Source organism: Bradyrhizobium sp. 1200_D9_N1_1 (assembly GCF_052075915.1).
Lineage (GTDB): Bacteria > Pseudomonadota > Alphaproteobacteria > Rhizobiales > Xanthobacteraceae > Bradyrhizobium > Bradyrhizobium diazoefficiens.
On sequence record NZ_CP197226.1, the window covers coordinates 390158 to 410351 of the forward strand.

Annotated in this window: 19 protein-coding genes; 8 read left to right on the forward strand and 11 right to left on the reverse strand. The window is 65.5% G+C overall.

The window, feature by feature from the left end:
- Position 1: 1 nt before the first annotated feature.
- Entirely contained in the window at positions 2-1549 is a 1548-nt protein-coding gene (gene ffh, locus AB5K84_RS01905) for a signal recognition particle protein (RefSeq protein WP_038965072.1), read from the reverse strand.
- A 475-nt stretch (positions 1550-2024) separates the two neighbouring features.
- On the opposite strand from ffh, the gene AB5K84_RS01910 reads away from it, so the two are divergent.
- Positions 2025-3005, forward strand: a complete 981-nt coding sequence (locus AB5K84_RS01910; protein WP_038965071.1) for an MBL fold metallo-hydrolase — start codon at positions 2025-2027, stop codon at positions 3003-3005.
- A 223-nt stretch (positions 3006-3228) separates the two neighbouring features.
- Here AB5K84_RS01910 and AB5K84_RS01915 read toward each other — a convergent pair whose 3' ends face one another.
- A complete protein-coding gene (locus AB5K84_RS01915) occupies positions 3229-3930 on the reverse strand; it encodes an SIMPL domain-containing protein (RefSeq protein WP_038965070.1) in 702 nt (233 codons plus the stop codon).
- A 5-nt stretch (positions 3931-3935) separates the two neighbouring features.
- Entirely contained in the window at positions 3936-4691 is a 756-nt protein-coding gene (locus AB5K84_RS01920) for a GyrI-like domain-containing protein (protein ID WP_011083309.1), read from the reverse strand.
- A gap of 235 nt (positions 4692-4926) precedes the next feature.
- On the opposite strand from AB5K84_RS01920, the gene dapF reads away from it, so the two are divergent.
- Together dapF and mtaB are read left to right on the forward strand one after the other, a co-directional pair.
- On the forward strand, positions 4927-5802 hold the full coding sequence (gene dapF / locus AB5K84_RS01925; RefSeq protein ID WP_011083308.1) for a diaminopimelate epimerase: 876 nt from the start codon (positions 4927-4929) through the stop codon (positions 5800-5802).
- Positions 5802-7055: a tRNA (N(6)-L-threonylcarbamoyladenosine(37)-C(2))-methylthiotransferase MtaB gene (mtaB, locus tag AB5K84_RS01930; RefSeq protein ID WP_011083307.1), complete on the forward strand. Its 1254-nt coding sequence runs from the start codon at positions 5802-5804 to the stop codon at positions 7053-7055. The genes dapF and mtaB overlap by 1 nt, the downstream gene beginning before the upstream one ends.
- A 172-nt stretch (positions 7056-7227) precedes the next feature.
- On the opposite strand, the gene AB5K84_RS01935 is transcribed toward mtaB, so the two are convergent.
- Together AB5K84_RS01935 and AB5K84_RS01940 are read right to left on the reverse strand one after the other, a co-directional pair.
- Positions 7228-8337, reverse strand: a complete 1110-nt coding sequence (locus AB5K84_RS01935) for a DUF2336 domain-containing protein (protein WP_011083306.1) — start codon at positions 8335-8337, stop codon at positions 7228-7230.
- A gap of 163 nt (positions 8338-8500) precedes the next feature.
- A complete protein-coding gene (locus AB5K84_RS01940; RefSeq protein WP_028174878.1) occupies positions 8501-9202 on the reverse strand; it encodes an RluA family pseudouridine synthase in 702 nt (233 codons plus the stop codon).
- A 222-nt stretch (positions 9203-9424) separates the two neighbouring features.
- On the opposite strand from AB5K84_RS01940, the gene ftsY reads away from it, so the two are divergent.
- Positions 9425-10372, forward strand: a complete 948-nt coding sequence (ftsY, locus tag AB5K84_RS01945; protein WP_011083304.1) for a signal recognition particle-docking protein FtsY — start codon at positions 9425-9427, stop codon at positions 10370-10372.
- A gap of 127 nt (positions 10373-10499) precedes the next feature.
- Positions 10500-11102, forward strand: coding sequence for a septation protein A (locus AB5K84_RS01950; protein WP_011083303.1), 603 nt, complete (start codon positions 10500-10502; stop codon positions 11100-11102).
- A gap of 113 nt (positions 11103-11215) precedes the next feature.
- Here the strand turns inward: AB5K84_RS01950 and AB5K84_RS01955 are convergent, their stop codons facing one another.
- The 5 genes from AB5K84_RS01955 to ccmA all read right to left on the reverse strand — a co-directional run bounded on the left by AB5K84_RS01955 (position 11216) and on the right by ccmA (position 14443).
- Positions 11216-11800 (reverse strand): DsbE family thiol:disulfide interchange protein, encoded by a 585-nt coding sequence (locus AB5K84_RS01955; RefSeq protein ID WP_011083302.1) that lies wholly within the window; start codon positions 11798-11800, stop codon positions 11216-11218.
- Positions 11797-11982, reverse strand: a complete 186-nt coding sequence (gene ccmD, locus AB5K84_RS01960; RefSeq protein WP_011083301.1) for a heme exporter protein CcmD — start codon at positions 11980-11982, stop codon at positions 11797-11799. The genes AB5K84_RS01955 and ccmD overlap by 4 nt, the downstream gene beginning before the upstream one ends.
- Positions 11979-12770, reverse strand: a complete 792-nt coding sequence (locus AB5K84_RS01965; RefSeq protein WP_011083300.1) for a heme ABC transporter permease — start codon at positions 12768-12770, stop codon at positions 11979-11981. Before AB5K84_RS01965 ends, ccmD begins: the two co-directional genes overlap by 4 nt.
- Before the next feature lie 91 nt (positions 12771-12861).
- The gene (gene ccmB / locus AB5K84_RS01970; RefSeq protein ID WP_011083299.1) at positions 12862-13530 is read right to left on the reverse strand and encodes a heme exporter protein CcmB; all 669 of its coding nucleotides are present in this window, start codon (positions 13528-13530) and stop codon (positions 12862-12864) included.
- Between the two features lie 310 nt (positions 13531-13840).
- The gene (gene ccmA / locus AB5K84_RS01975; RefSeq protein WP_011083298.1) at positions 13841-14443 is read right to left on the reverse strand and encodes a heme ABC exporter ATP-binding protein CcmA; all 603 of its coding nucleotides are present in this window, start codon (positions 14441-14443) and stop codon (positions 13841-13843) included.
- A gap of 242 nt (positions 14444-14685) precedes the next feature.
- Between ccmA and acnA the strand changes: the two genes are divergently transcribed.
- The 3 genes from acnA to AB5K84_RS01990 all read left to right on the forward strand — a co-directional run bounded on the left by acnA (position 14686) and on the right by AB5K84_RS01990 (position 19523).
- A complete protein-coding gene (gene acnA, locus AB5K84_RS01980; protein ID WP_011083297.1) occupies positions 14686-17406 on the forward strand; it encodes an aconitate hydratase AcnA in 2721 nt (906 codons plus the stop codon).
- Positions 17407-17626: 220 nt separating this feature from the next.
- A complete protein-coding gene (locus AB5K84_RS01985; protein WP_011083296.1) occupies positions 17627-18403 on the forward strand; it encodes a DUF1223 domain-containing protein in 777 nt (258 codons plus the stop codon).
- 748 nt (positions 18404-19151) lie between these two features.
- Positions 19152-19523, forward strand: a complete 372-nt coding sequence (locus tag AB5K84_RS01990; RefSeq protein ID WP_011083295.1) for a DUF2794 domain-containing protein — start codon at positions 19152-19154, stop codon at positions 19521-19523.
- Positions 19524-19642: 119 nt separating this feature from the next.
- Here AB5K84_RS01990 and AB5K84_RS01995 read toward each other — a convergent pair whose 3' ends face one another.
- On the reverse strand, positions 19643-20173 hold the full coding sequence (locus AB5K84_RS01995; protein ID WP_038965068.1) for a GNAT family N-acetyltransferase: 531 nt from the start codon (positions 20171-20173) through the stop codon (positions 19643-19645).
- Between the last annotated feature and the right edge of the window lie 21 nt (positions 20174-20194).

Consider the following 20194-nt stretch of genomic DNA (forward strand, 5'->3'; position numbering starts at 1 on the left):
CTCATTTCTTCTTGCCCGGGAAACCGCCGAGGCCCGGCAGCGTCGGCTTGCCGCTCAGCCCGGTCAGTCCAGGAAGGTTCGGCAGGCCGGTGCGAAGACCGGGCGGCAAATCCTTCGGCAAATTCGGCAGGCCTTGTCCGCCGCCGCTTTGCATCTTCTCCTGCATCGCCTTCATCTCTTCGGGCGAAGGCATCTTCATGCCGCCGCCAAAGCCCATCGCCTGGGCGATGCCGGCGAGCGGGCCGCGCTTGCCCGAGCCCATGGCCTTCATCACGTCGGCCATGTTCCGGTGCATCTTGAGCAGCTTGTTGACGTGCTCGACGCTCTGGCCGCTGCCTGCGGCGATGCGCTTCTTGCGGCTGGCCTTGAGCAGGTCGGGATGACGGCGCTCGTCGCGCGTCATGGAATCGATGATCGCGACCTGGCGCTTCAAGATCTTGTCGTCGATCCCGGCGGCCGCGATCTGGTTCTTCATCTTGGAGATGCCGGGCATCATGCCCATCAGGCCGCTGATGCCGCCCATATTGGCCATCTGCGACAGCTGCTCGCGCATGTCGTTGAGGTCGAACTGACCCTTGCGCATGCGCTCGGCGGTGCGCGCGGCCTTTTCGGCGTCGATGTTGGCGGCGGCACGTTCGACCAGCGACACCACGTCGCCCATGCCGAGGATGCGGCCGGCGATACGGTCGGGATGGAAGTCCTCCAGCGCGTCGGTCTTTTCACCGGTGCCGATCAGCTTGATCGGCTTGCCGGTGACGGCACGCATCGACAGCGCGGCGCCGCCGCGGCCGTCGCCGTCCACGCGGGTCAGCACGATGCCGGTGAGGCCGACGCGCTCGTCGAAGGCGCGGGCAAGATTGACGGCGTCCTGGCCGGTGAGCGAGTCCGCGACCAGCAGCACTTCATGCGGATTCGCGGCAGCCTTGATGGCTGCGGCTTCCGCCATCATGTCTTCGTCGAGCGTGGTGCGGCCGGCGGTGTCGAGCAGCACGACGTCGTAGCCGCCGAGCTTGCCGGCTTCCAGCGCGCGCTTTGCGATCTGCGCCGGCTGCTGTCCCGCCACGATCGGCAGGGTCGGAATGTCGAGATCGCGGCCGAGCACGGCCAGCTGCTCCATCGCCGCCGGGCGATAGACGTCGAGCGAGGCCATCAGCACCTTGCGCCTGTCGCGCTGGACCATGCGGCGGGCGAGCTTCGCGGTGGTGGTGGTTTTACCGGAGCCCTGCAGGCCGACCATCATGATCGGCACCGGCGGCACGGAATTGATGTCGATGGTCTGGCCTTCGGCGCCGAGCGTGTTGATCAGCTCGTCATGGACGATCTTGACCACCATCTGGCCGGGGGTCACCGACTTGACGACGGTGGCGCCGATCGCCTGCTCGCGGACGCGTTCGGTGAAGCTGCGCACGACTTCGAGCGCAACGTCGGCCTCCAGCAGCGCGCGGCGCACCTCGCGCATCGCGGCGTCGACGTCCTTTTCGGTCAGCGCCCCGCGCCCCGTCAGACGATCGAGGATGCCGCCAAGCCGTTCCGACAGATTGTCGAACAATGCCGTTGTCCCTTGTCCTGCTTGCGCAGGGTTGCCGCATTCACCTCTGTCATGCCCCGCCTTCGCGGGGGATGACCAGTTCTCGGTCCGTGGCCTGAAGCCAGGAAGCGATCTTCCAAACACCTTTGCGCCCGAGGGCGCATAGCGCTGTCGGGCGTTGACCTCTGGCCTCCAGGGCCAGTCGGCGGGTCGAAAAGAAAGCCTTTCCGAGAAAGTGGCGGGGTTAAACGCCGCTCCCGCCCAAAAGTCAAGGAAAGTTAGGGCGCCGGAACGCCCCTGGTAGGGCAAGGCCCTGAAATTATGACCCTTTTGGCGATGGGTTCCTTTTCTAGCGGCCCCGCCCATATAGGCGGTGATGTCTTGCCGTCCCGACCATCCCTAGAATCCCGCCGGTGCCGGTCGCCCGCCGCCGCCTTTTCGGACTGCTTGCCGGAGCCGGTGCGCTGGTCGGCGTCCCCTCCTCTGGATGTCCCGCATGAAGACCTATGACGGTCCCGCCTCCGACCATTTCAACGGCCTGCACTTCTTCGATCCCGACGGCGCGCCGCCGAAACCGCTTCGCGAGGTGCTGCGCTGGCAGTTCAGCGGCAAGCGGCAGCGGGCGGCCTGGCCGGATTGGGCTCCGAGCCCCCATGCCGACACCCCGCCGGAGCGCGTCGACGGCGGCAAGGCGCGACTCTCCTTCGTCGGTCACGCCAGTTGGCTGATCCAGGCCGGCGGCCTCAACATCCTCGTCGATCCCGTCTGGTCCTCGCGGGTGTCGCCCGTCGGCTTTGCCGGACCGAAGCGGCACAACGATCCCGGCATCGCCTTCGAGAAGCTGCCGAAGATCGACGTCGTGCTGGTCTCGCACGGGCACTACGATCATCTCGACATCGCGACGCTGTCGCGGCTCGCCAAGAATTTTGCTCCGCGGGTGGTCACGCCGCTCGGAAATGACGTGACGATGCGCAGCACCGACTCGTCGATCAAGGCCGAGGCGTTCGACTGGCACGACCGCGTCGAGCTCGGCGGCGGCATCGCCGTGCATCTGGTTCCGACCCGGCACTGGACAGCGCGCGGCCTGTTCGATCGCAACAAGGCGCTGTGGGCGAGTTTTGTGTTGGAGACGCCGGCCGGGAAAATCTACGTCGTCTGCGATTCCGGCTATGGCGATGGCAGACATTTTCGCCGCGTCGCGGAGAAGCACGGGCCGTTACGCCTGGCGATCCTCCCGATCGGCGCCTACGAGCCGCGCTGGTTCATGCGCGACCAGCACATGAATCCGGAAGATGCCGTGAAGGCGCTGCTCGATTGCGGCGCGCAGGACGCGCTCGGGCATCATCACGGCACTTTCCAGCTGACGGACGAGGCGATCGACGCACCTGCGAAAGCGCTGGTCGAGGCGCTGGATGCCGCGCAGATTCCGCAGCAGCGGTTCGTCGCGATGAAGCCGGGGCAGGTGGTGGAGATTTAGCTCCGCTGTCGCCACCCATACAGCTCGTCGTCCCGGGGCGCGACGAAGTCGCGAGCCCGGGACCCATACCCACAGCAAGACGTTTGACGAAGACTCGTCGTTTTCAGTCTTCCCGCGGTACGGCGACCTGCGCCTACCGAAAGATCACGCGGTATGGGTCCCGGCCTTCGCCGGGACGACAGTTGTATTTGTAGCGAGCAGTGTGCCTCTTACGGCGCTACGTCTACTGCCCCTGCTTGATCGCCCAGCTCACATTCACCGTCACCGACAGCGTCTCCTCGCCCGGTGCGACGGCGGCGGGTGCGGCCATCGGTGCCGTGGCCATTCGCGCCTTGAACAACGGCACCGGCGCGCCGCCTTCGGAGACGCTGAGCGGTGCACCCAGCGTGACGCCGGTGGCCTTGGCGTAGATCTCGGCCTTGCGGCGGGCATCCGCCACCGCCTGCTCGCGGGCGTCGTCGAGCAGTTTTGACGCCTGCGTCACCTCGAACGAGATGTTGCCGATATCGTTGGCGCCGGCGCTGACCAGCGTGTCGATGATGCCGGCGATCTTGGTCACATCGCGAATCTTGACGGTGACGCGATTGGAGGCGCGGAAGCCGACCACGGGCGAGGCGCCGGTGGATTTGTTCTGGCCGTATTGCGGCTGCAGCGACAGCCGTGAGGTCTGGTAATCCTTCTCGGCGATCCCGGCCCCCTTCAACGCCAGCAGCACCTTGCCCATCGCGGCGTTGTTGGCGTCGGAGGCTTCCTTCGCCGTCTTGGCGTCATTGGCGACGCCCGCGTCGATCTGCGCAAGATCGGGCGCCACTGAAACGGTGGCCTCGCCGCTCACCGAGATCGCGGAGGGAAAATCGTCGGCGAGCACGGGCGTTGCCAGCAGCGTGGCAGCGAAAACGGCGGCGAGTACGGCAGGCTTTTTCATCGGTCTCACTTCAGTGGCACGAAAACATTGATCACGAGCTTGTCCTCCGCCGTCTTCAGGGGATCGGTGAGGTACTCCTCGATAAAGGTGTCCTTGGCTTCCAGTCTCTTGTCGTCGAGGTGATTGGTGATCGCCTCGTAGGTGTTGTCCATGTTGTCGTAGGAGCCGCGATGGACGAATTTCAGCGCCTTGCCTTCAGGCGATTTGCCGACGCTCATGTCCTTGGGCAGGTTCTTGGGATCCTGCTCGACCGGAATCTCGGCGAGGAAGGTGAAGCCGGTGTCGTCGGTCGAGGTATAGACGATCATCGAATTGCCGGCGTGCTTGATGCCCTGCTTGTCCAGGAGCGTGTTCAGCGCCTTGAAGGCGTCGACCAGCGTGTCGAAGGCCGAGTCCCAATTGGCAGTGCCCTTGACCATCACGACCTTCCTGGACTCGAGCGTGGTCTCGAGGCCAAAGGGATCGGCGGTCTGGACCGGGGCGGGGGTGGCGGCGACAGCCGGGGCCGTCGGGCTGGGCGAGGTGCTGGCTGCGGGCGCGGGCGATGCTGCGGGAGCCGGTGAGGCGCTCGCCGCAGGCGAGGGCGTTGCCACGGGGGCGGGCGAGGCACTTGCAGCCGGGGCGGGCGAGGCCGACGGGGCCGGCGAGGGGCTTGCCGAGGCAGCGGGCGCCGGGCTCTGCGCCAGAGCGCCGGACAGCCCAAGCGACAAGGCCGCTGCCGGGATCAGCGCGGCCAGAGCGAGACGACGAAAAGTGTTCATTTTATTCTCCCCAAGGCCTTGGTCCAGCAAGGCCCTAATTCATCAAGACCTTACCCACCAAGGCCTTAACCTGGCCGCGCGTCCCGGTTCGCGCGAACCGCGCCGTTCTAACACGCGAGCGCCGAATTCGTCCCATGACAGATGCGTCATGGCGAACGTCCTGGCGCCCGGCGGCAAATCACTGGCCAAGCGGCCAAGGATCGCCATATAAGGCAGGCGAAATTCAGGAAATTTCATGAGCGCGCTGGCCAACCACGCATTTGCCAAGATGAACGGTATCGGCAACGAGATCGTCGTTGTCGACATGCGCGATTCCACGGCAAAGGTGACGCCGGACGATGCCCGCGCGGTGGCATCCGCGCAGGGCGGCGTGCCCTACGATCAGCTCATGGTGCTTCAGAAGCCGCGGCTCGACGGCACCGAGGCCTTCATCAGCATCTACAACAATGACGGCTCCGAAGCCGGCGCCTGCGGCAACGGCATGCGCTGCGTGGTGCGGCGCATCTTCGAGAAGACCGGGCAGGCCACGGCGACGTTCGAGACGGCCGCCGGCCTGCTCAATGCCTGGCAGGGCCCGGCGCCCGATCTCTATACCGTCGACATGGGCGTGCCCAAGTTCGGCTGGCAGGACATTCCGCTGGCGGAAGAGTTTCGCGACACCCGCTACATCGAATTGCAGATCGGGCCGATCGACAATCCGATCCTGCATTCGCCCTCAGTGGTGAGCATGGGCAACCCGCACGCGATCTTCTGGGTCGACGACGTCAACGCCTATGACCTCGCGCGCTTTGGCCCGCTGCTGGAAAACCATCCGATCTTCCCCGAGCGCGCCAACATCACGCTCGCCCATATCGTCGACCGCGACCACATCACGATCCGCACCTGGGAGCGCGGCGCCGGTCTCACCAGGGCCTGCGGTTCGGCGGCTTGCGCGACGGCCGTCGCCGCGGCGCGCCTGAAGCGCGCCGAGCGCAACGTCGAGATCACGCTGCCCGGCGGCAAGCTCGGCATCGAATGGCGCGAGCGCGACGACCACGTGCTGATGACGGGCACCGCGACCTTCGAATATGAGGGCAATTTCGATCCGGCGCTGTTCGCGCCGGCCGGATAATGTCCGTCGAGATCGTCACCTTCGGCTGCCGCCTCAACGCCTTCGAGGCCGAGGTGATCCGCAGCAAAGCCGAAGGCGCAGGGCTCGTAGACACCATCGTCATCAACAGCTGCGCCGTCACCAACGAGGCGGTGGCTCAGGCGCGGCAGTCGATCCGCAAGCTGAAGCGCGAGCGGCCGGGGGCGCGCATCGTCGTCACCGGCTGCGCCGCACAGACGCAGAGCCGGATGTTCGCCGATATGGCCGAGGTCGATCGCGTCGTCGGCAATGACGACAAGATGCGCAGCGATGCCTGGCGCGAGGCGCGCGATGCCTTCGACATCGGCGCCAGGGAGAAGATTGCCGTCAGCGACATCATGGCGGTGAAGGAGATGGCGCCGCATCTCGTCGACGGCTTCGCAAGCGGTCTGCCGCGCGTGTTCGTGCAGGTGCAGAACGGCTGCGACCATCGCTGCACCTTCTGCATCATCCCGTTCGGCCGCGGCAATTCGCGCTCGGTGCCGATGGGCGCCGTGGTCGAGCAGGTGCGGGCGCTGGCGGAGCGCGGCCATGCCGAGATCGTGCTGACCGGCGTCGACCTCACCAGCTATGGCGCCGACCTGCCGGGTGCGCCGAAGCTCGGCATGCTGACGAAGCAGATCCTGCGGCATGTGCCGGAGCTGAAGCGCCTGCGCATCTCCTCGATCGATTCGATCGAGGCGGACAACGATCTGCTCGACGCGATCGCCGACGATGCGCGGCTGATGCCGCATCTGCATCTGTCGCTGCAGTCGGGCGACGACATGATCTTGAAGCGCATGAAGCGGCGGCATTTGCGGGGCGATGCGATCGCCTTCTGCGACCAGGTGCGGCGCCTGCGCCCGGACGTCGCCTTCGGCGCCGACATCATCGCGGGCTTTCCGACCGAGACCGAGGCGATGTTTTCCCGCTCGCTCGATCTGGTCGAGGAATGCGGCCTGACCTTCCTGCACGTCTTCCCCTATTCCCCGCGCCCCGGCACGCCCGCCGCACGGATGCCGCAGGTTGCGGGGCCTGAGATCAAGGAACGCGCGCGGCGGCTGCGTGCGGCTGGAGAGGCAGCATTGCGTCAGAGGCTGCAAGCCGAAATTGGCGCAACGCGCGATGTGCTGATCGAAAGTGAGAGCCAGGGCCGCACGGAGCACTATCTGCCGGTGGCGATCGCGGGCGCGCGCGTGGGGAGCGTGGTGCCGCGGATGATCGTCGGCAGCGATGGTGAGCGGTTGACCACGTAATTTGCCGTCGTCGTCCTGGCGAAAGCCAGGACCCATTACCCCAGGGAGAAGTTGTTGCACGGGATTGCCAACCACCAGTCTTCGCCAAATTGAATTCGGTGGTTATGGGTCCTGGCTTTCGCCAGGACGACAGCGGAGGGCGTGGCCCGCAGCGCGCCTCAAACCCGCTCCGCTACGACGCCCGCACCTGCCAGAACCGCAGCGTGCGCCGCGCGTTCTCCGGCGTCATTCGTGCGTAATGCCCCTGCGCTCTCGCAAGATCCGCCGGCTTCATCGCGCCGGTGGCGAAGCGGCTTTCGAGCACGGCGGCGGTGGTCTCCCAGCTGAGCTGCGCCGCCTTGCACGGCACCAGCAGGCCGTCCTCGCGCAGGCTCTGCATCAACGGGCGAATCACCTCGACGGTGGATTGCGACAACACCGCCAGCGCCGCGACGGTTTCTTCATAGCGCCGCTGCTTGGCAAAGCTGAACAGCGTCGCCTCGTTGAGCTGGCCGGATGCCTTGAGACCTGCGATGGCGCGCTTGGCGCCTTCGAAATCGCGGACACCGGACATCTCGCGCGTGACGCCGGCGGTAACGGCGGCGATCGCGCCCTGGATTTCCTCGAACAGATGCGGCGGCGCGCGCGACAGCAGGCGGGTGCGAACCGTGTCCGTCGCCGAGCGCAGCAATTGGCGGCGCAGCTCCGATGGCAGATCGACGCGGACGCCGACGCTGACGGCGAGCTCCGGATCACCCTCCGCCTGTCCGACGATGACGGCAAATCCGTTTCCGGAGACGCGTGCGCCCGGATTGGCGGCAAGCCGCCGGCTGACACTGGGATAGCGGCGCGCCAGCAGCGCGTCGGTGACGATCTCCTTCAGCCACCAGCGCCCGGCGACCGCGAGCAGATGCGGTTCGCCCTTGGACGATGCGATCTTCACCAGCTCGCCGTCGTCGAGGCGCGCGGATTCCTGGAGCACGGGTCCGGCGATGCGGATCTCGTCATTGTTGGCGAGGCGGCGGATCACGGAGGGCGGCGCCTGTGCGATCGGCGCCAGCTGCGCGCTGATCTCGGCCAGCGCCACGCGTGCGCCCATGTCGGCGATGGCGCGAAGCTCGATGGTGCCGATCAGGCGCTCGAGCACCTCGTCGAACAGCGCGATCTGCTCGTCGTCAAAACTGCCGGCGGAGGACAGGAACAGGTCGGTGACGCGGCGGGCCGTCTCCAGGCCCTTTTCCGCCGAGCCAATCCGAAGTGCGGATTCGACCTCGTCGATGATCGATAGCTCGGCCTTGGACATGACGCGCGGCTCGTCCTGAGCGGATTGACGGAAGCTTGTTCTAAGCAACCGCTATCATTAGAGGCGAGCCCTGAACGTTTCGTAAACCATGGCCGAGGAGAACGAAGTGCTGCCGCGGCGGCGCTGCGCTCCCTCTCGCGCTAGCGGGAGAGGTGAACGGCAGCTACTCCCCGTTCCACCCGCAAGCCCTGAGCTTCTCGTGCATGTGCGGCGGGGCCGGGGCCACCACGCGGACCGGCTCCTTGTTCCGGGAGATCGGCACTACGATCTCGCGGGAGTGCAGGTGCAGCTTCGGCTCGCCGAAGCGCGGGCCGTTGCCGTAAATGTTATCGCCGAAGATCGGCCAGCCGGTCGCGGCCGAATGCACCCGCAATTGATGGGTCCGCCCCGTCACCGGTTCCATGGCGAGCCAGGTGAAACCGTCACCCCGGCCCATCACCTTCCAGTTGGTGATCGCCTTCTGGCCTTCGGGATCGGGCTTCTGCCACCAGCCGCGCTCGGCATTGAGCCGGCCGAGCGGCATATCGATGGTGCCTTCGTCCTCGGCGGGCCCGCCTTCGACCACGGTCCAGTAGGTCTTGCCGATCTTGCCGTGCTTGAACAGCAGGCCGAGCGAGGCGGTCGCCTTGCGATGGCGGCCGAGGATGAGGCAACCGGAGGTGTCCTTGTCCAGCCGGTGGGCCAGCACCGGCGGCCGCGGCAGGCCGAAACGGAGCGCGTCGAAGGATGCCTCCAGATTGGCGCCGCCCTTGGGGCCGCGATGCACCGGCAGACCGGCCGGCTTGTCGATGACCAGCATCAATCCGTCGCGATGGAGCACGCGGCCCAGGATTTCGTCGGCGGTCAGTTCGGGAACATCGAGCAATGGCAGGACTTTCGGTCAAGACTTTCGTTTGGGAGCCGGAACGGCTAACACACCAGTGCGGTGGATTTGGCATTCGCTCAGCGGCTGCCGCGAAATGTGAAGCGAATGCCAAATCCAGGGCCGCACTGGCAACAATATTTTCTCGTGCCGCTCTTCGATTTGAAGTTCCTAACCGGACTTGCGGCAAGAGAGTAGGAACTTCAAATCGTCGGCACGAGCACCATGAACGATACCACGTCAGATCCCCCCAAGCTGAGCTGGTGGCGCCGCCTGTCCAACGGGCTGAAGCGCACCTCGTCCTCGCTCGGGACCGCGGTCGCCGACCTCGTCACCAAGCGCAAGCTCGACCGCGCCATGCTCGACGACATCGAGGACGTGCTGCTGCGCGCCGATCTCGGCACATCCGTCGCGGTGCGCATCGCCGACGCCGTCGGCACCGGGCGCTACGACAAGGCGATCTCGGCGGACGAGGTCAAGGACGTCGTTGCGACCGAGGTCGAGAAGGTGCTGGCGCCGGTGGCAAAGCCGCTCGAGATCGATGCGGCCAGGAAGCCGTTCGTCATCCTCGTCGTCGGCGTCAATGGCTCCGGCAAGACCACCACTATCGGCAAGCTCTCGCAAAAATTCGCCTCCGAAGGCCGCAAGGTGATGCTGGCCGCCGGCGACACTTTTCGCGCAGCGGCGATTGAGCAGCTCAAGGTCTGGGGTGAGCGTACGAAAACACCGGTCATCGCGGGCACGCAAGGCTCCGACTCGGCGAGCCTCGCCTTCAACGCGCTGACGGCGGCGAAGGAGCAGAAGACCGACGTGCTCCTGATCGACACCGCCGGGCGGCTTCAGAACAAGGCCGAGCTGATGAACGAGCTCGAAAAGGTCGTGCGCGTCATCCGCAAGGTGGACGACACTGCGCCGCATGCGGTGCTGCTTGTGCTCGACGCCACCGTCGGCCAGAACGCGCTGTCGCAGGTCGAGGCCTTCCATCGCACGGCGGGCGTCACCGGCCTCGTGATGACCAAGCTCGACGGCACGGCGCGCGGCGGCATCCTGGTGGCGCTCGCGGAGAAATTCAAACTGCCGGTGCATTTCATCGGCGTCGGCGAGGGCGTCGACGATCTCGCGCCGTTCACCGCGCGCGATTTCGCCCGTGCGATCGCCGGAATCGAGTCATAGGTTTCTTTCGTCATGCCCCGCGCAGGCGGGGCATCCAGTACGCCGCGCCGCCGGTTGTCGATCACAGGTGCCACGGAATACTGGATCCCCCGCATTCGCGGGGGATGACATCAACGAAAGTCAGGGAATGGACAAGACCCAGCCGCATCCGCTGTTCAAGCTTGCGACCGAACTCGGTCCGCTGCTCGTCTTCTTCTTCGTGAATGCGAAGTTCAATCTGTTCGCCGCGACCGGCGCGTTCATGGTCGCGATCGTGGCGGCGATGATCGCCTCCTATGTGGTGACGCGCCATATCCCGATCATGGCGATCGTGACGGGCGTGATCGTGCTGGTGTTCGGCACGCTGACGCTGGTGCTGCACGACGAGACCTTCATCAAGGTCAAGCCGACCATCATCTACGGCCTGTTCGCCGCAATCCTCGGCGGCGGGCTGCTGTTCGGCCGCTCCTTCATCGCCGTGATGTTCGACCAGATGTTCAACCTGACGCCGCAGGGCTGGCGTATCCTGACGCTGCGCTGGGCGCTGTTCTTCGCCGGCATGGCGGTGCTGAACGAGATCGTCTGGCGCACCCAGAGCACGGATTTCTGGGTGAACTTCAAGGTGTTCGGCGTGACGCCGATCACGATGATCTTCGCCATCGCCCAGATGCCGCTGACCAAGCGCTATCACCTCGAGCCGGTCTCGCTGGAAGCGAGCGAGGCGGATGCGGGGGATGTGAGGAAGGGGTGACTGTTTGATGTCATTCCGGGGCACGCGAAGCGTGAACCCGGAATCTCGAGATTCTCAGGTGCGCAAGTGCGCACCATAGTTCGGCTCTGCGAGCCGCCCCGGAATGACAGTAACTACTTCAGCGCCTTCTCCATCTGCGGCAGCAGCACGCTCCGCAGATTGTCCGGCGTAATCGGGCCGACCAGCTTGTAGACGATGGTGCCCTCGCGTCCGACGACAAAGGTCTCCGGCACGCCATAGACGCCCCATTCGATCGAGGCGCGGCCGTTGGCATCCACGCCGACGCGGCCGAACGGGTTGCCGTAGCGGCCGAGGAAGCGGCGGGCGTTGTCGGCCGCGTCCTTGTAGTTGATGCCGACGAGCTGGAAGCGCTTGTCTTTCCCCAGCTCGGTCAGAAGCGGCGCCTCGTCATGGCAGGGTACGCACCAGGAGGCCCAGACGTTGACAAGGCTGACCTTGCCCTTGAACGCGGCGGGATCGAGCCCCGGCACCTGGACGTTGTCGGCCTGCAATCCCTCGAGCGGCGGCAGCGCGGTCTGCGGCGCCGGCCGTCCGATCAGCGCGGAGGGAATCCGCGAAGGATCGCCGCTGCCGAGCCGGAACCAAAACAGCAGCGCCAGGCCGATGAAGGCGATCAGCGGCAGCACCATCAGGAAGGTGCGGCGCTGCGGGTTCGCGGAAGTCGACTGCTCGCTCATGGCCGATCCATCGCGCTGCGCCCCGAGCGGCGGGTGATGCCGCTGCGGTCGAGGTCGCGCAGGCGGCGGGTCTGGCTGCGATAGTCGGTCGCGATCCAGCCGATCAGGATCGCGACCACGAGCGCGGCTGCGGCATAAGACGTCACGATGAAGGAGGCATAGGGACCGAGCGACATGATCATGCGGCCCCGACTTCGTTTGACGCGTTGTTTTGACGCGAACCGGCGCCCATTTCGCTCGAAAACGCCATGCGGCTCGCCTGCATCATCTGCAGCGAGCGGACACGGCGGCGCAGGATCTCGTTGCGCATCGCCGCCAGGTGCAGCGTGACGAACAGCAGGGTGAACGCGATCGCCATCACCAGCAGCGGAATCAGGAACGATTTGTCGAGCGACGAACCGCCCATGCGCATCACCGAGGCTGGCTGGTGCAGCGTGTTCCACCAGTCGACCGAGAACTTGATGATGGGCAGGTTGATCGCGCCGACCAGCGTCAGCACCGCGGCAGCGCGCGCCGCGCGCGAGGGATCGTCGACCGCGCGCCACAGCGCCATCAGGCCGAGATACATCAGGAACAGAATCAGCACCGAGGTCAGGCGGGCGTCCCATTCCCAATAGGTGCCCCACATCGGCCGGCCCCACAGCGAGCCGGTCAGCAGCGCGAGGAAGGTGAAGGCGGCGCCGATGGGAGCTGCCGCCTTCGCGGCGACGTCGGCGAGCGGATGCCGCCACACCAGCGTGCCCAATGAGGCGATGCTCATCACGCCCCACACGAACATCGACAGCCAGGCGTTGGGCACGTGGATGAACATGATCTTCACGGTCGCGCCCTGCTGGTAGTCGTCGGGCGCTAGCGCGGATTGGTAGAGGCCGATCGCGAGCAGGATGACGGTCGCGGCCGCAAGCCACGGCAACACCCGCGCCGTCAGCGCGAGGAACCGTGTCGGGTTGGCGAGGTCGATCAGCGTCATGGTATTCTGATAATCACAGGTCAGCACTCACGCAATCAGCATAAAAGCGGGCAGCGAAAGTTGATCGGGGTCAAGGTCAGTCGAGCTCATCTCAGTCGAGACCATGCCGCAGGCTCGCCGCCGCGGCGAAGGGGCCGATCACGAGGCTGACCAGCGACAGCGCGCACAGGATCGAGAACGGCGCGCCGAACGACATGGGACCGACGATCACGGCCTGGGAGGCCGCGACCCCGAAGATCAGCACCGGGATCGACAGCGGCAGCACCAGAACCGCCATCAAAAGCCCGCCGCGATGCAGCGTCACCGCCAGCGCGGCGCCGATCATGCCGGTAAAGGTCAGGGCCGGCGTGCCCGCGAGCAGCGTCAGGGCCACCGCGCCGGTCGCGACCATGTCGAGATTCAGCAAGAGCCCGAGCACGGGGGTTGCGACAATCAGCGGCAGGCCCGCCGCCAGCCAATGCGCCAGCGCTTTCGCCGCGCAGGCGAGTTCCAGCGGCGTCCGGCTCATCGTGATCAGGTCGAGCGAGCCGTCCTCATGGTCGGCCATGAACAGCCGGTCCAGCGTCAGCAGGCTCGCCAGCAGGGCGCCGAGCCAGAGAATGGCCGGCCCCAGCCGCGACAGCAACGCGAGGTCCGGCCCCACCGCGAACGGCATCAGCACCACCACGGTCAGGAAGAACAGCACGCCGATCAGCGCCCCGCCGCCAACGCGGAGCGCGATCCTGATATCCCGGCGGATGAGGGCGGACAGGGCGGTCATGGGGCTGCCTTTTCGGCTTCGAGACGATCGTAAGAGCCCGACTCGCGCCACAGGCAATCTGCGCTCCCTCCCCCCTTGCGGGGGAGGCGTAGGCCGCCTCCGGCGGCCGTCCTCTTAAGAGACGCCGAAGCGAAGCTTCGGCTATGGGAGAGGGGTGGCCCCGGAAAAGGTGTGCTTGGGTTCAGGGAAGGACTTCGGTAGATCGAGAGGGTCCCTGTGTGGCACCCCCCTCCCTGACCCTCCCCCACAGGGGGGGAGGGAACGGGTAGAGCGGAGCTTTGCCGCTCGAAAAGCTGAGGGTCGGTCGGAATCATGCCACACCCCCGATCCGCAGCTCCCGCGAATCGATCCCCAGCGCCATGTGGGTCGCCGCGATGATCAGGCCGCCGCGGGCGAGATGGTCGCGCATCAGGCCGCCGAACATGTCCTGGCCGGCGACGTCCAGCGCCGTGGTCGGCTCGTCCAGGAGCCAGATCGGGCGGCGCACCGTCAGCAACCGGGCCAGCGAGAGCCGGCGGCGCTGGCCGGCCGACAGAAAAGCTGCCGGCAGGTGGGTGGCGTGGTCGAGCCCGACCGTGGCGAGGCTCTCATGGGCATCAAGTCGCTCGCCGCCCAGAAAATCGGCCCAGAATGACAGATTTTCCGCCACGCTCAGCGCCGGCTTCAGGGCGTCGCGATGGCCGAGATAGTGGCATTGCTCAGGCAATGTCAGCTCGGCATCGCCGCCATCGAGCGCGATCGTCCCGCCAGCCGGAATGAGCAGCCCCGCGATCAGCCGCAGCAGCGAGGTCTTGCCCGACCCGTTGCGGCCAACGACCGCCACGGCCTCGCCGGAGACGGCCTCGAAATCGAGTCCGGCAAACACCTCGCGGCCGCCCCGCACACAGATCACCCTACGTCCGGAAAGCTGCATCTTGCCTCGTATCAACCCGTTCAAACCAGGCCTCAGGAAAACTTGGGGTAGCGCATGGGAATTTTTGGCTCGCGGATTGCTGCGGCACGTTTGTGGCTGTGGCGGCGCGGTTAGAAAGCTTCTATAAGCCCGGAACTACTTGATGCAGCAACTCAACCTGCCCCTGCAAGCGACCCAGCCGGACTCGCTGACGGTGTTAAAATACCCCTTGCCGGGTATAACTAACAATTGGGATTTCCTACATGACCTCGCTCGACAGCTTCAAATGCAAAAAGACCCTTAAGGTCGGCGCCAAGACCTATGTCTATTACAGCCTGCCCACGGCCGAGAAGAATGGTCTGAAGGGAATTTCGAAACTCCCCTATTCGATGAAGGTCCTGCTCGAGAACCTCCTGCGCAATGAGGACGGCCGCTCGGTCAAGAAGGCGGACATCGTCGCGGTGTCCAAATGGCTGCGCAAGAAGTCGCTGGAGCACGAGATCGCGTTCCGCCCGGCGCGCGTGCTGATGCAGGACTTCACCGGCGTGCCCGCGGTGGTCGATCTCGCCGCGATGCGCAACGCGATGCAGAAGCTCGGCGGCGATGCCGAGAAGATCAACCCGCTGGTGCCGGTCGATCTCGTCATCGACCATTCCGTGATCGTGAACTTCTTCGGCGACAACAAGGCCTTCGCCAAGAACGTCACCGAGGAATACAAGCAGAACCAGGAGCGCTACGAGTTCCTGAAGTGGGGCCAGGCGGCGTTCTCGAACTTCTCCGTCGTGCCGCCCGGCACCGGCATCTGCCACCAGGTCAATCTCGAATATCTCTCCCAGACGGTCTGGACCAAGAAGGAGAAGATGACGGTCGGCAAGAAGACCGGCACCTTCGAGGTCGCCTATCCCGACTCGCTGGTCGGCACCGATTCCCACACCACGATGGTCAACGGTCTCGCCGTGCTCGGCTGGGGCGTCGGCGGCATTGAGGCGGAAGCCTGCATGCTCGGCCAGCCGCTGTCGATGCTGCTGCCTAACGTCGTCGGCTTCAAGCTGAAGGGCGCGATGAAGGAAGGCGTCACCGCGACCGACCTCGTGCTGACCGTGACGCAGATGCTGCGCAAGCTCGGCGTCGTCGGCAAGTTCGTCGAGTTCTTCGGCCCCGGCCTCGATCATCTCTCCGTCGCCGACAAGGCGACCATCGCCAACATGGCGCCCGAATATGGCGCGACCTGCGGCTTCTTCCCGGTCGACGCCGCGGCGATCGACTACCTCAAGACCTCCGGCCGCGCCGCACCGCGCGTTGCGCTGGTGCAGGCCTATGCCAAGGCGCAGGGGCTGTTCCGCACCGCCAAGTCGGCCGATCCGGTGTTCACGGAAACGCTGACGCTCGACCTCGCCGACGTCGTGCCGTCGATGGCCGGTCCGAAGCGTCCCGAAGGCCGCATCGCGCTGCCGTCGGTCGCGGAAGGCTTCTCGGTCGCGCTCGCCAATGAGTACAAGAAGACCGAAGAGCCGGCGAAGCGCTTTGCCGTCGAAGGCAAGAAGTACGAGATCGGCCATGGCGACGTCGTGATCGCGGCGATCACCTCCTGCACCAACACCTCGAACCCGAGCGTGCTGATCGGCGCCGGGCTCCTGGCCCGCAATGCCGCGGCGAAGGGCCTCAAGGCCAAGCCGTGGGTGAAGACCTCGCTTGCCCCGGGCAGCCAGGTGGTCGCGGCCTATCTCGCCGATTCCGGCCTCCAGGCCCACCTCGACAAGGTCGGCTTCAACCTGGTCGGCTTCGGCTGCACCACCTGCATCGGCAATTCCGGTCCGCTGCCGGAGGAGATCTCGAAGTCGATCAACGACAACGGCATCGTTGCCGCCGCCGTGCTCTCCGGTAACCGCAACTTCGAAGGCCGCGTCTCGCCGGACGTGCAGGCGAACTATCTGGCCTCGCCGCCGCTGGTCGTCGCTCACGCGCTCGCGGGTAGCGTGACCAAGAACCTCGCCGTCGAGCCGCTCGGTGAAGGCAAGGACGGCAAGCCGGTGTACCTCAAGGACATCTGGCCGACGTCGAAGGAGATCAACGCCTTCATGAAGAAGTTCGTGACCGCGTCGATCTTCAAGAAGAAGTATGCCGACGTGTTCAAGGGCGACACCAACTGGCGCAAGATCAAGACCGTCGAGAGCGAGACCTATCGCTGGAACATGAGCTCGACCTACGTGCAGAACCCGCCCTACTTCGAAGGCATGAAGAAGGAGCCGGAGCCGGTCACCGACATCGTCGAGGCGCGCATCCTCGCCATGTTCGGCGACAAGATCACCACCGACCACATCTCGCCGGCCGGTTCGATCAAGCTCACCTCGCCCGCGGGCAAGTATCTCAGCGAGCACCAGGTGCGTCCCGCCGACTTCAACCAGTACGGCACCCGGCGCGGCAACCATGAAGTGATGATGCGCGGCACCTTCGCCAACATCCGCATCAAGAACTTCATGCTCAAGGGCGCCGACGGCAACATCCCGGAAGGCGGCCTCACCAAGCACTGGCCCGACGGCGAGCAGATGTCGATCTACGACGCCGCGATGAAGTACCAGCAGGAGCAGGTGCCGCTGGTGGTGTTCGCCGGCGCCGAATACGGCAACGGCTCCTCGCGCGACTGGGCTGCAAAGGGCACGCGCCTGCTCGGCGTGCGCGCGGTGATCTGCCAGAGCTTCGAGCGCATCCATCGCTCCAATCTTGTCGGTATGGGCGTGTTGCCGCTGACCTTCGAGGAAGGCACCTCCTGGTCGTCGCTCGGCCTGAAGGGCGACGAGAAGGTCACGCTGCGTGGTCTCGTCGGCGATCTGAAGCCGCGCCAGAAGCTGACCGCGGAGATCGTCTCCGGCGACGGTTCGTTGCAGCGCGTTTCGCTGCTTTGCCGCATCGATACGCTGGACGAACTCGACTACTACCGGAACGGCGGCATCCTGCACTACGTGCTGCGCAAGCTCGCGGCTTAAGCGCGGATTTGTGAACGGTGGCTCACTGCGAAGTGAGTAGAAGGTTAAACGAAGGCGGCCTATCACAAGGCCGCCTTCGCGCGTTTGCGGCATGCTTCGGATGGGCCCGCCCGGCGGAAACTCCGCCCTGGACGGTCGAATGTGCCGTGCCCGTAAGACTACGGTGACCATCAGGCGATAAGATTTCCCTTCCCACGAGCAACGGTGTGCGGCGTTCGACATGACAGCAATGACGGCTTCTCATCTGATTTCACGTTGGTCCGGTGCCTTCTGGTCGGGAGCACTCGGCATCTGTGCGATCGTCGCCGTCATCCGTCCCGCTGAGGCTGATCCCCGCGCCGTGGTTGAGCTCTTCACCTCGCAGGGCTGCTCCTCCTGCCCGCCCGCCGACAAGATCATCGGCGATCTCTCCAGCGATCCCTCGATCATCGCGCTGAGCATGCCGATCGATTATTGGGATTATCTCGGCTGGAAGGACACGCTGGCGGATTCGCGCTTCTCGGCGCGGCAGCGCGCTTATTCGCGCATGCGCGGCGACCGCGAGGTCTACACCCCGCAGGTCGTGGTGAACGGCTCGACGCATGTCGTCGGCAGTGATCGTGCCGGCATCGAGAGTGCGATCGGCAAGACCGACAAAGGCATGGGCGTGATGAGCGTGCCGGTGACGATGTCGCTCTCGGGCAAGCAGATCAACGTGTCGGTGGCCGCGAGCAAGGAGCCGGCGATCTCGCACGGCGAAGTCTGGATCTGCTCGATTGCGAAGTCAGTGCCGATCGCGATCGCCAAAGGCGAAAATCGCGGACAGCAGATCACCTATCACAACGTGGTGCGCAACCTGCTCAAGGTCGGCGACTGGAACGGTCGTCCGGAAAGCTGGACGGTGCCGATCGAGAACCTCACGCGCGACGGCGTCGATGGCGCGGTGGTCTATGTCCAGGACGGCAGCCGCGAGAAACCCGGCCCGATGCTGGGCGCGGCATACACGTCGCTGCACTGACGCGCACGCTTCGCATTCTTCCTGATGCGCGGTCTGGCTCTATCTCCTCATGGTGAGGAGCGCGCCCCTTGCGCGCGCGGCGGACGATGCTGCGCATCGCCGCGAGAACCATGAAAGGCCCCGCTGATGCCGCTCGGGCCTCGATCCTTCGGGACGCCGCGCGAAGGATGAGGGGAGAGAGCGTACGCAAGATCGTGTCGGAAAAATCTTGTCCCTCGTCATTCCGGGGCGCGCCTCTTTGGCGCGAGCCCGGAATCCATTTCTCAACTGGGAACCTTGGATTGATGGATTCCGGGCCCGCGCTTCGCGCGTCCCGGAATGACAGCGGGGGAAGAAACATCCCGACACAAACAAAAAAGGACCAACTCGCGTTGGCCCTCCTTGTCGCGCGTACAGACCCGATCCCGTCGACCCCGGGGGGCTGGGGGCTGAGGAATCCGGAACCGAAAGGACCGGGTCAACGCACACAGCTCTTTTCGCAGTGCAGGGCGGCAGGCGCTGGGCGGAAAAGCGGCGATACTATGATTCCTGCTAACGATCCCGTGACGGTTCGTCGCGACAGAGTTCCACCGTTGCGTGTGTTCCGATTCGCCCCCGGTTCAATGGGTTGCACCGAGAGCTCTTCAAACAGCCCTCGAGAGCCCCTTGCGGAGGGGAACGGTTGGCGCAATCATGCGATTGTCATGATCCGCGGTTCCGGGGACGGTTTTCGCGGACGCGATCATGCCGTGCGATCAGGAGGCGCTCCATGAGTCTGACGTCGGAGGATGCCGATCCGAGCGAGCAGCGCGCGGCGGCGCGTCCCCCCGCTGCGAATGCGCAGCCGAACCAGGTGACCTTCAACCGGCTCGAGCTGCGCCGAATTCTCAATCTCTACGGCCGCATGGTCGCCGACGGCGAGTGGCGCGACTATGCCATCGACTTCCTGAAGGACCGTGCGGTGTTCTCGGTCTATCGCCGCGCCTCGGAAGTGCCGATCTATCGCATCGAGAAGGACCCGCGCCTCGCGCGCAAGCAGGGCATGTACAGCGTGATCTCGGCGACCGGCCTGATCCTGCGCCGCGGCCACGAGCTCGAGCGCGTGCTGCTGGTGATCGATCGCAAGCTGGCCGTGGTGTAGCAAACTCCTCTCGTCATTCCGGGATGCGCCGACAGGCCCGGAATCCATAACCCCGGCCTGTGGTTATGGATTCCGGGCTCGCGACTTCGTCGCGCCCCGGAATGACGATGAAGAAACGCTTACTTCCCCGGCACCGTGCTGGCGCCCTCGCCGAGCTCGCGCTGCATCATCACCGTGTCGAGCCAGCGGCCGAATTTCAGCCCGACATTGGGATGCGTGCCGATCATCCTGAAGCCGCCCTTGGTGTGCACGCCGATCGAGCCGGCATTGGCGGAATCGCCGATCACCGCGATCATCTGGCGGAAGCCGCGCGCCTCGCACTCGGCGATCAGCCGCTCCAGCAGCAACGAGCCGACGCCGCGGCGGTGGAAGGAGGGGTCGAGATAGATCGAGTTCTCGACCGTGAAGCGATAGGCCGGCCGCGGCCGGTAGGCGCCGGCATAGGCGTAGCCGGCAACGCGGCCGTCGAGGATGGCGACGAAATAGGGATAGCCGCCGTCGACCAGCGCGCGGTAGCGCCGCGTCATCTCGGCAAGATCCGGCGGCTCCAGCTCGAACGTCGCCGTGCCCACGCGGACAGCCTGCTGGTAGATGGCGGTGATGGCGGGGAGGTCGGCCTCAAGGGTGGGCCTGATTTCAGGTGCGGACATGGGGAAAGATTAGAGCCTTCC

Coding starts and splice junctions, on each gene's coding strand:
- AB5K84_RS01990 (WP_011083295.1), top strand. CDS start 19,152: ATGAGTCTGACGTCGGAGGATGCCGATCCGAGCGAGCAGCGCGCGGCG.
- ftsY (WP_011083304.1), top strand. CDS start 9,425: ATGAACGATACCACGTCAGATCCCCCCAAGCTGAGCTGGTGGCGCCGC.
- acnA (WP_011083297.1), top strand. CDS start 14,686: ATGACCTCGCTCGACAGCTTCAAATGCAAAAAGACCCTTAAGGTCGGC.
- ccmA (WP_011083298.1), bottom strand. CDS start 14,443: ATGCAGCTTTCCGGACGTAGGGTGATCTGTGTGCGGGGCGGCCGCGAG.
- AB5K84_RS01920 (WP_011083309.1), bottom strand. CDS start 4,691: ATGAACACTTTTCGTCGTCTCGCTCTGGCCGCGCTGATCCCGGCAGCG.
- ccmD (WP_011083301.1), bottom strand. CDS start 11,982: ATGATCATGTCGCTCGGTCCCTATGCCTCCTTCATCGTGACGTCTTAT.
- AB5K84_RS01955 (WP_011083302.1), bottom strand. CDS start 11,800: ATGAGCGAGCAGTCGACTTCCGCGAACCCGCAGCGCCGCACCTTCCTG.
- AB5K84_RS01985 (WP_011083296.1), top strand. CDS start 17,627: ATGACAGCAATGACGGCTTCTCATCTGATTTCACGTTGGTCCGGTGCC.
- AB5K84_RS01950 (WP_011083303.1), top strand. CDS start 10,500: ATGGACAAGACCCAGCCGCATCCGCTGTTCAAGCTTGCGACCGAACTC.
- ccmB (WP_011083299.1), bottom strand. CDS start 13,530: ATGACCGCCCTGTCCGCCCTCATCCGCCGGGATATCAGGATCGCGCTC.
- AB5K84_RS01935 (WP_011083306.1), bottom strand. CDS start 8,337: ATGTCCAAGGCCGAGCTATCGATCATCGACGAGGTCGAATCCGCACTT.
- AB5K84_RS01995 (WP_038965068.1), bottom strand. CDS start 20,173: ATGTCCGCACCTGAAATCAGGCCCACCCTTGAGGCCGACCTCCCCGCC.
- AB5K84_RS01910 (WP_038965071.1), top strand. CDS start 2,025: ATGAAGACCTATGACGGTCCCGCCTCCGACCATTTCAACGGCCTGCAC.
- mtaB (WP_011083307.1), top strand. CDS start 5,802: ATGTCCGTCGAGATCGTCACCTTCGGCTGCCGCCTCAACGCCTTCGAG.
- dapF (WP_011083308.1), top strand. CDS start 4,927: ATGAGCGCGCTGGCCAACCACGCATTTGCCAAGATGAACGGTATCGGC.
- AB5K84_RS01915 (WP_038965070.1), bottom strand. CDS start 3,930: ATGAAAAAGCCTGCCGTACTCGCCGCCGTTTTCGCTGCCACGCTGCTG.
- AB5K84_RS01965 (WP_011083300.1), bottom strand. CDS start 12,770: ATGACGCTGATCGACCTCGCCAACCCGACACGGTTCCTCGCGCTGACG.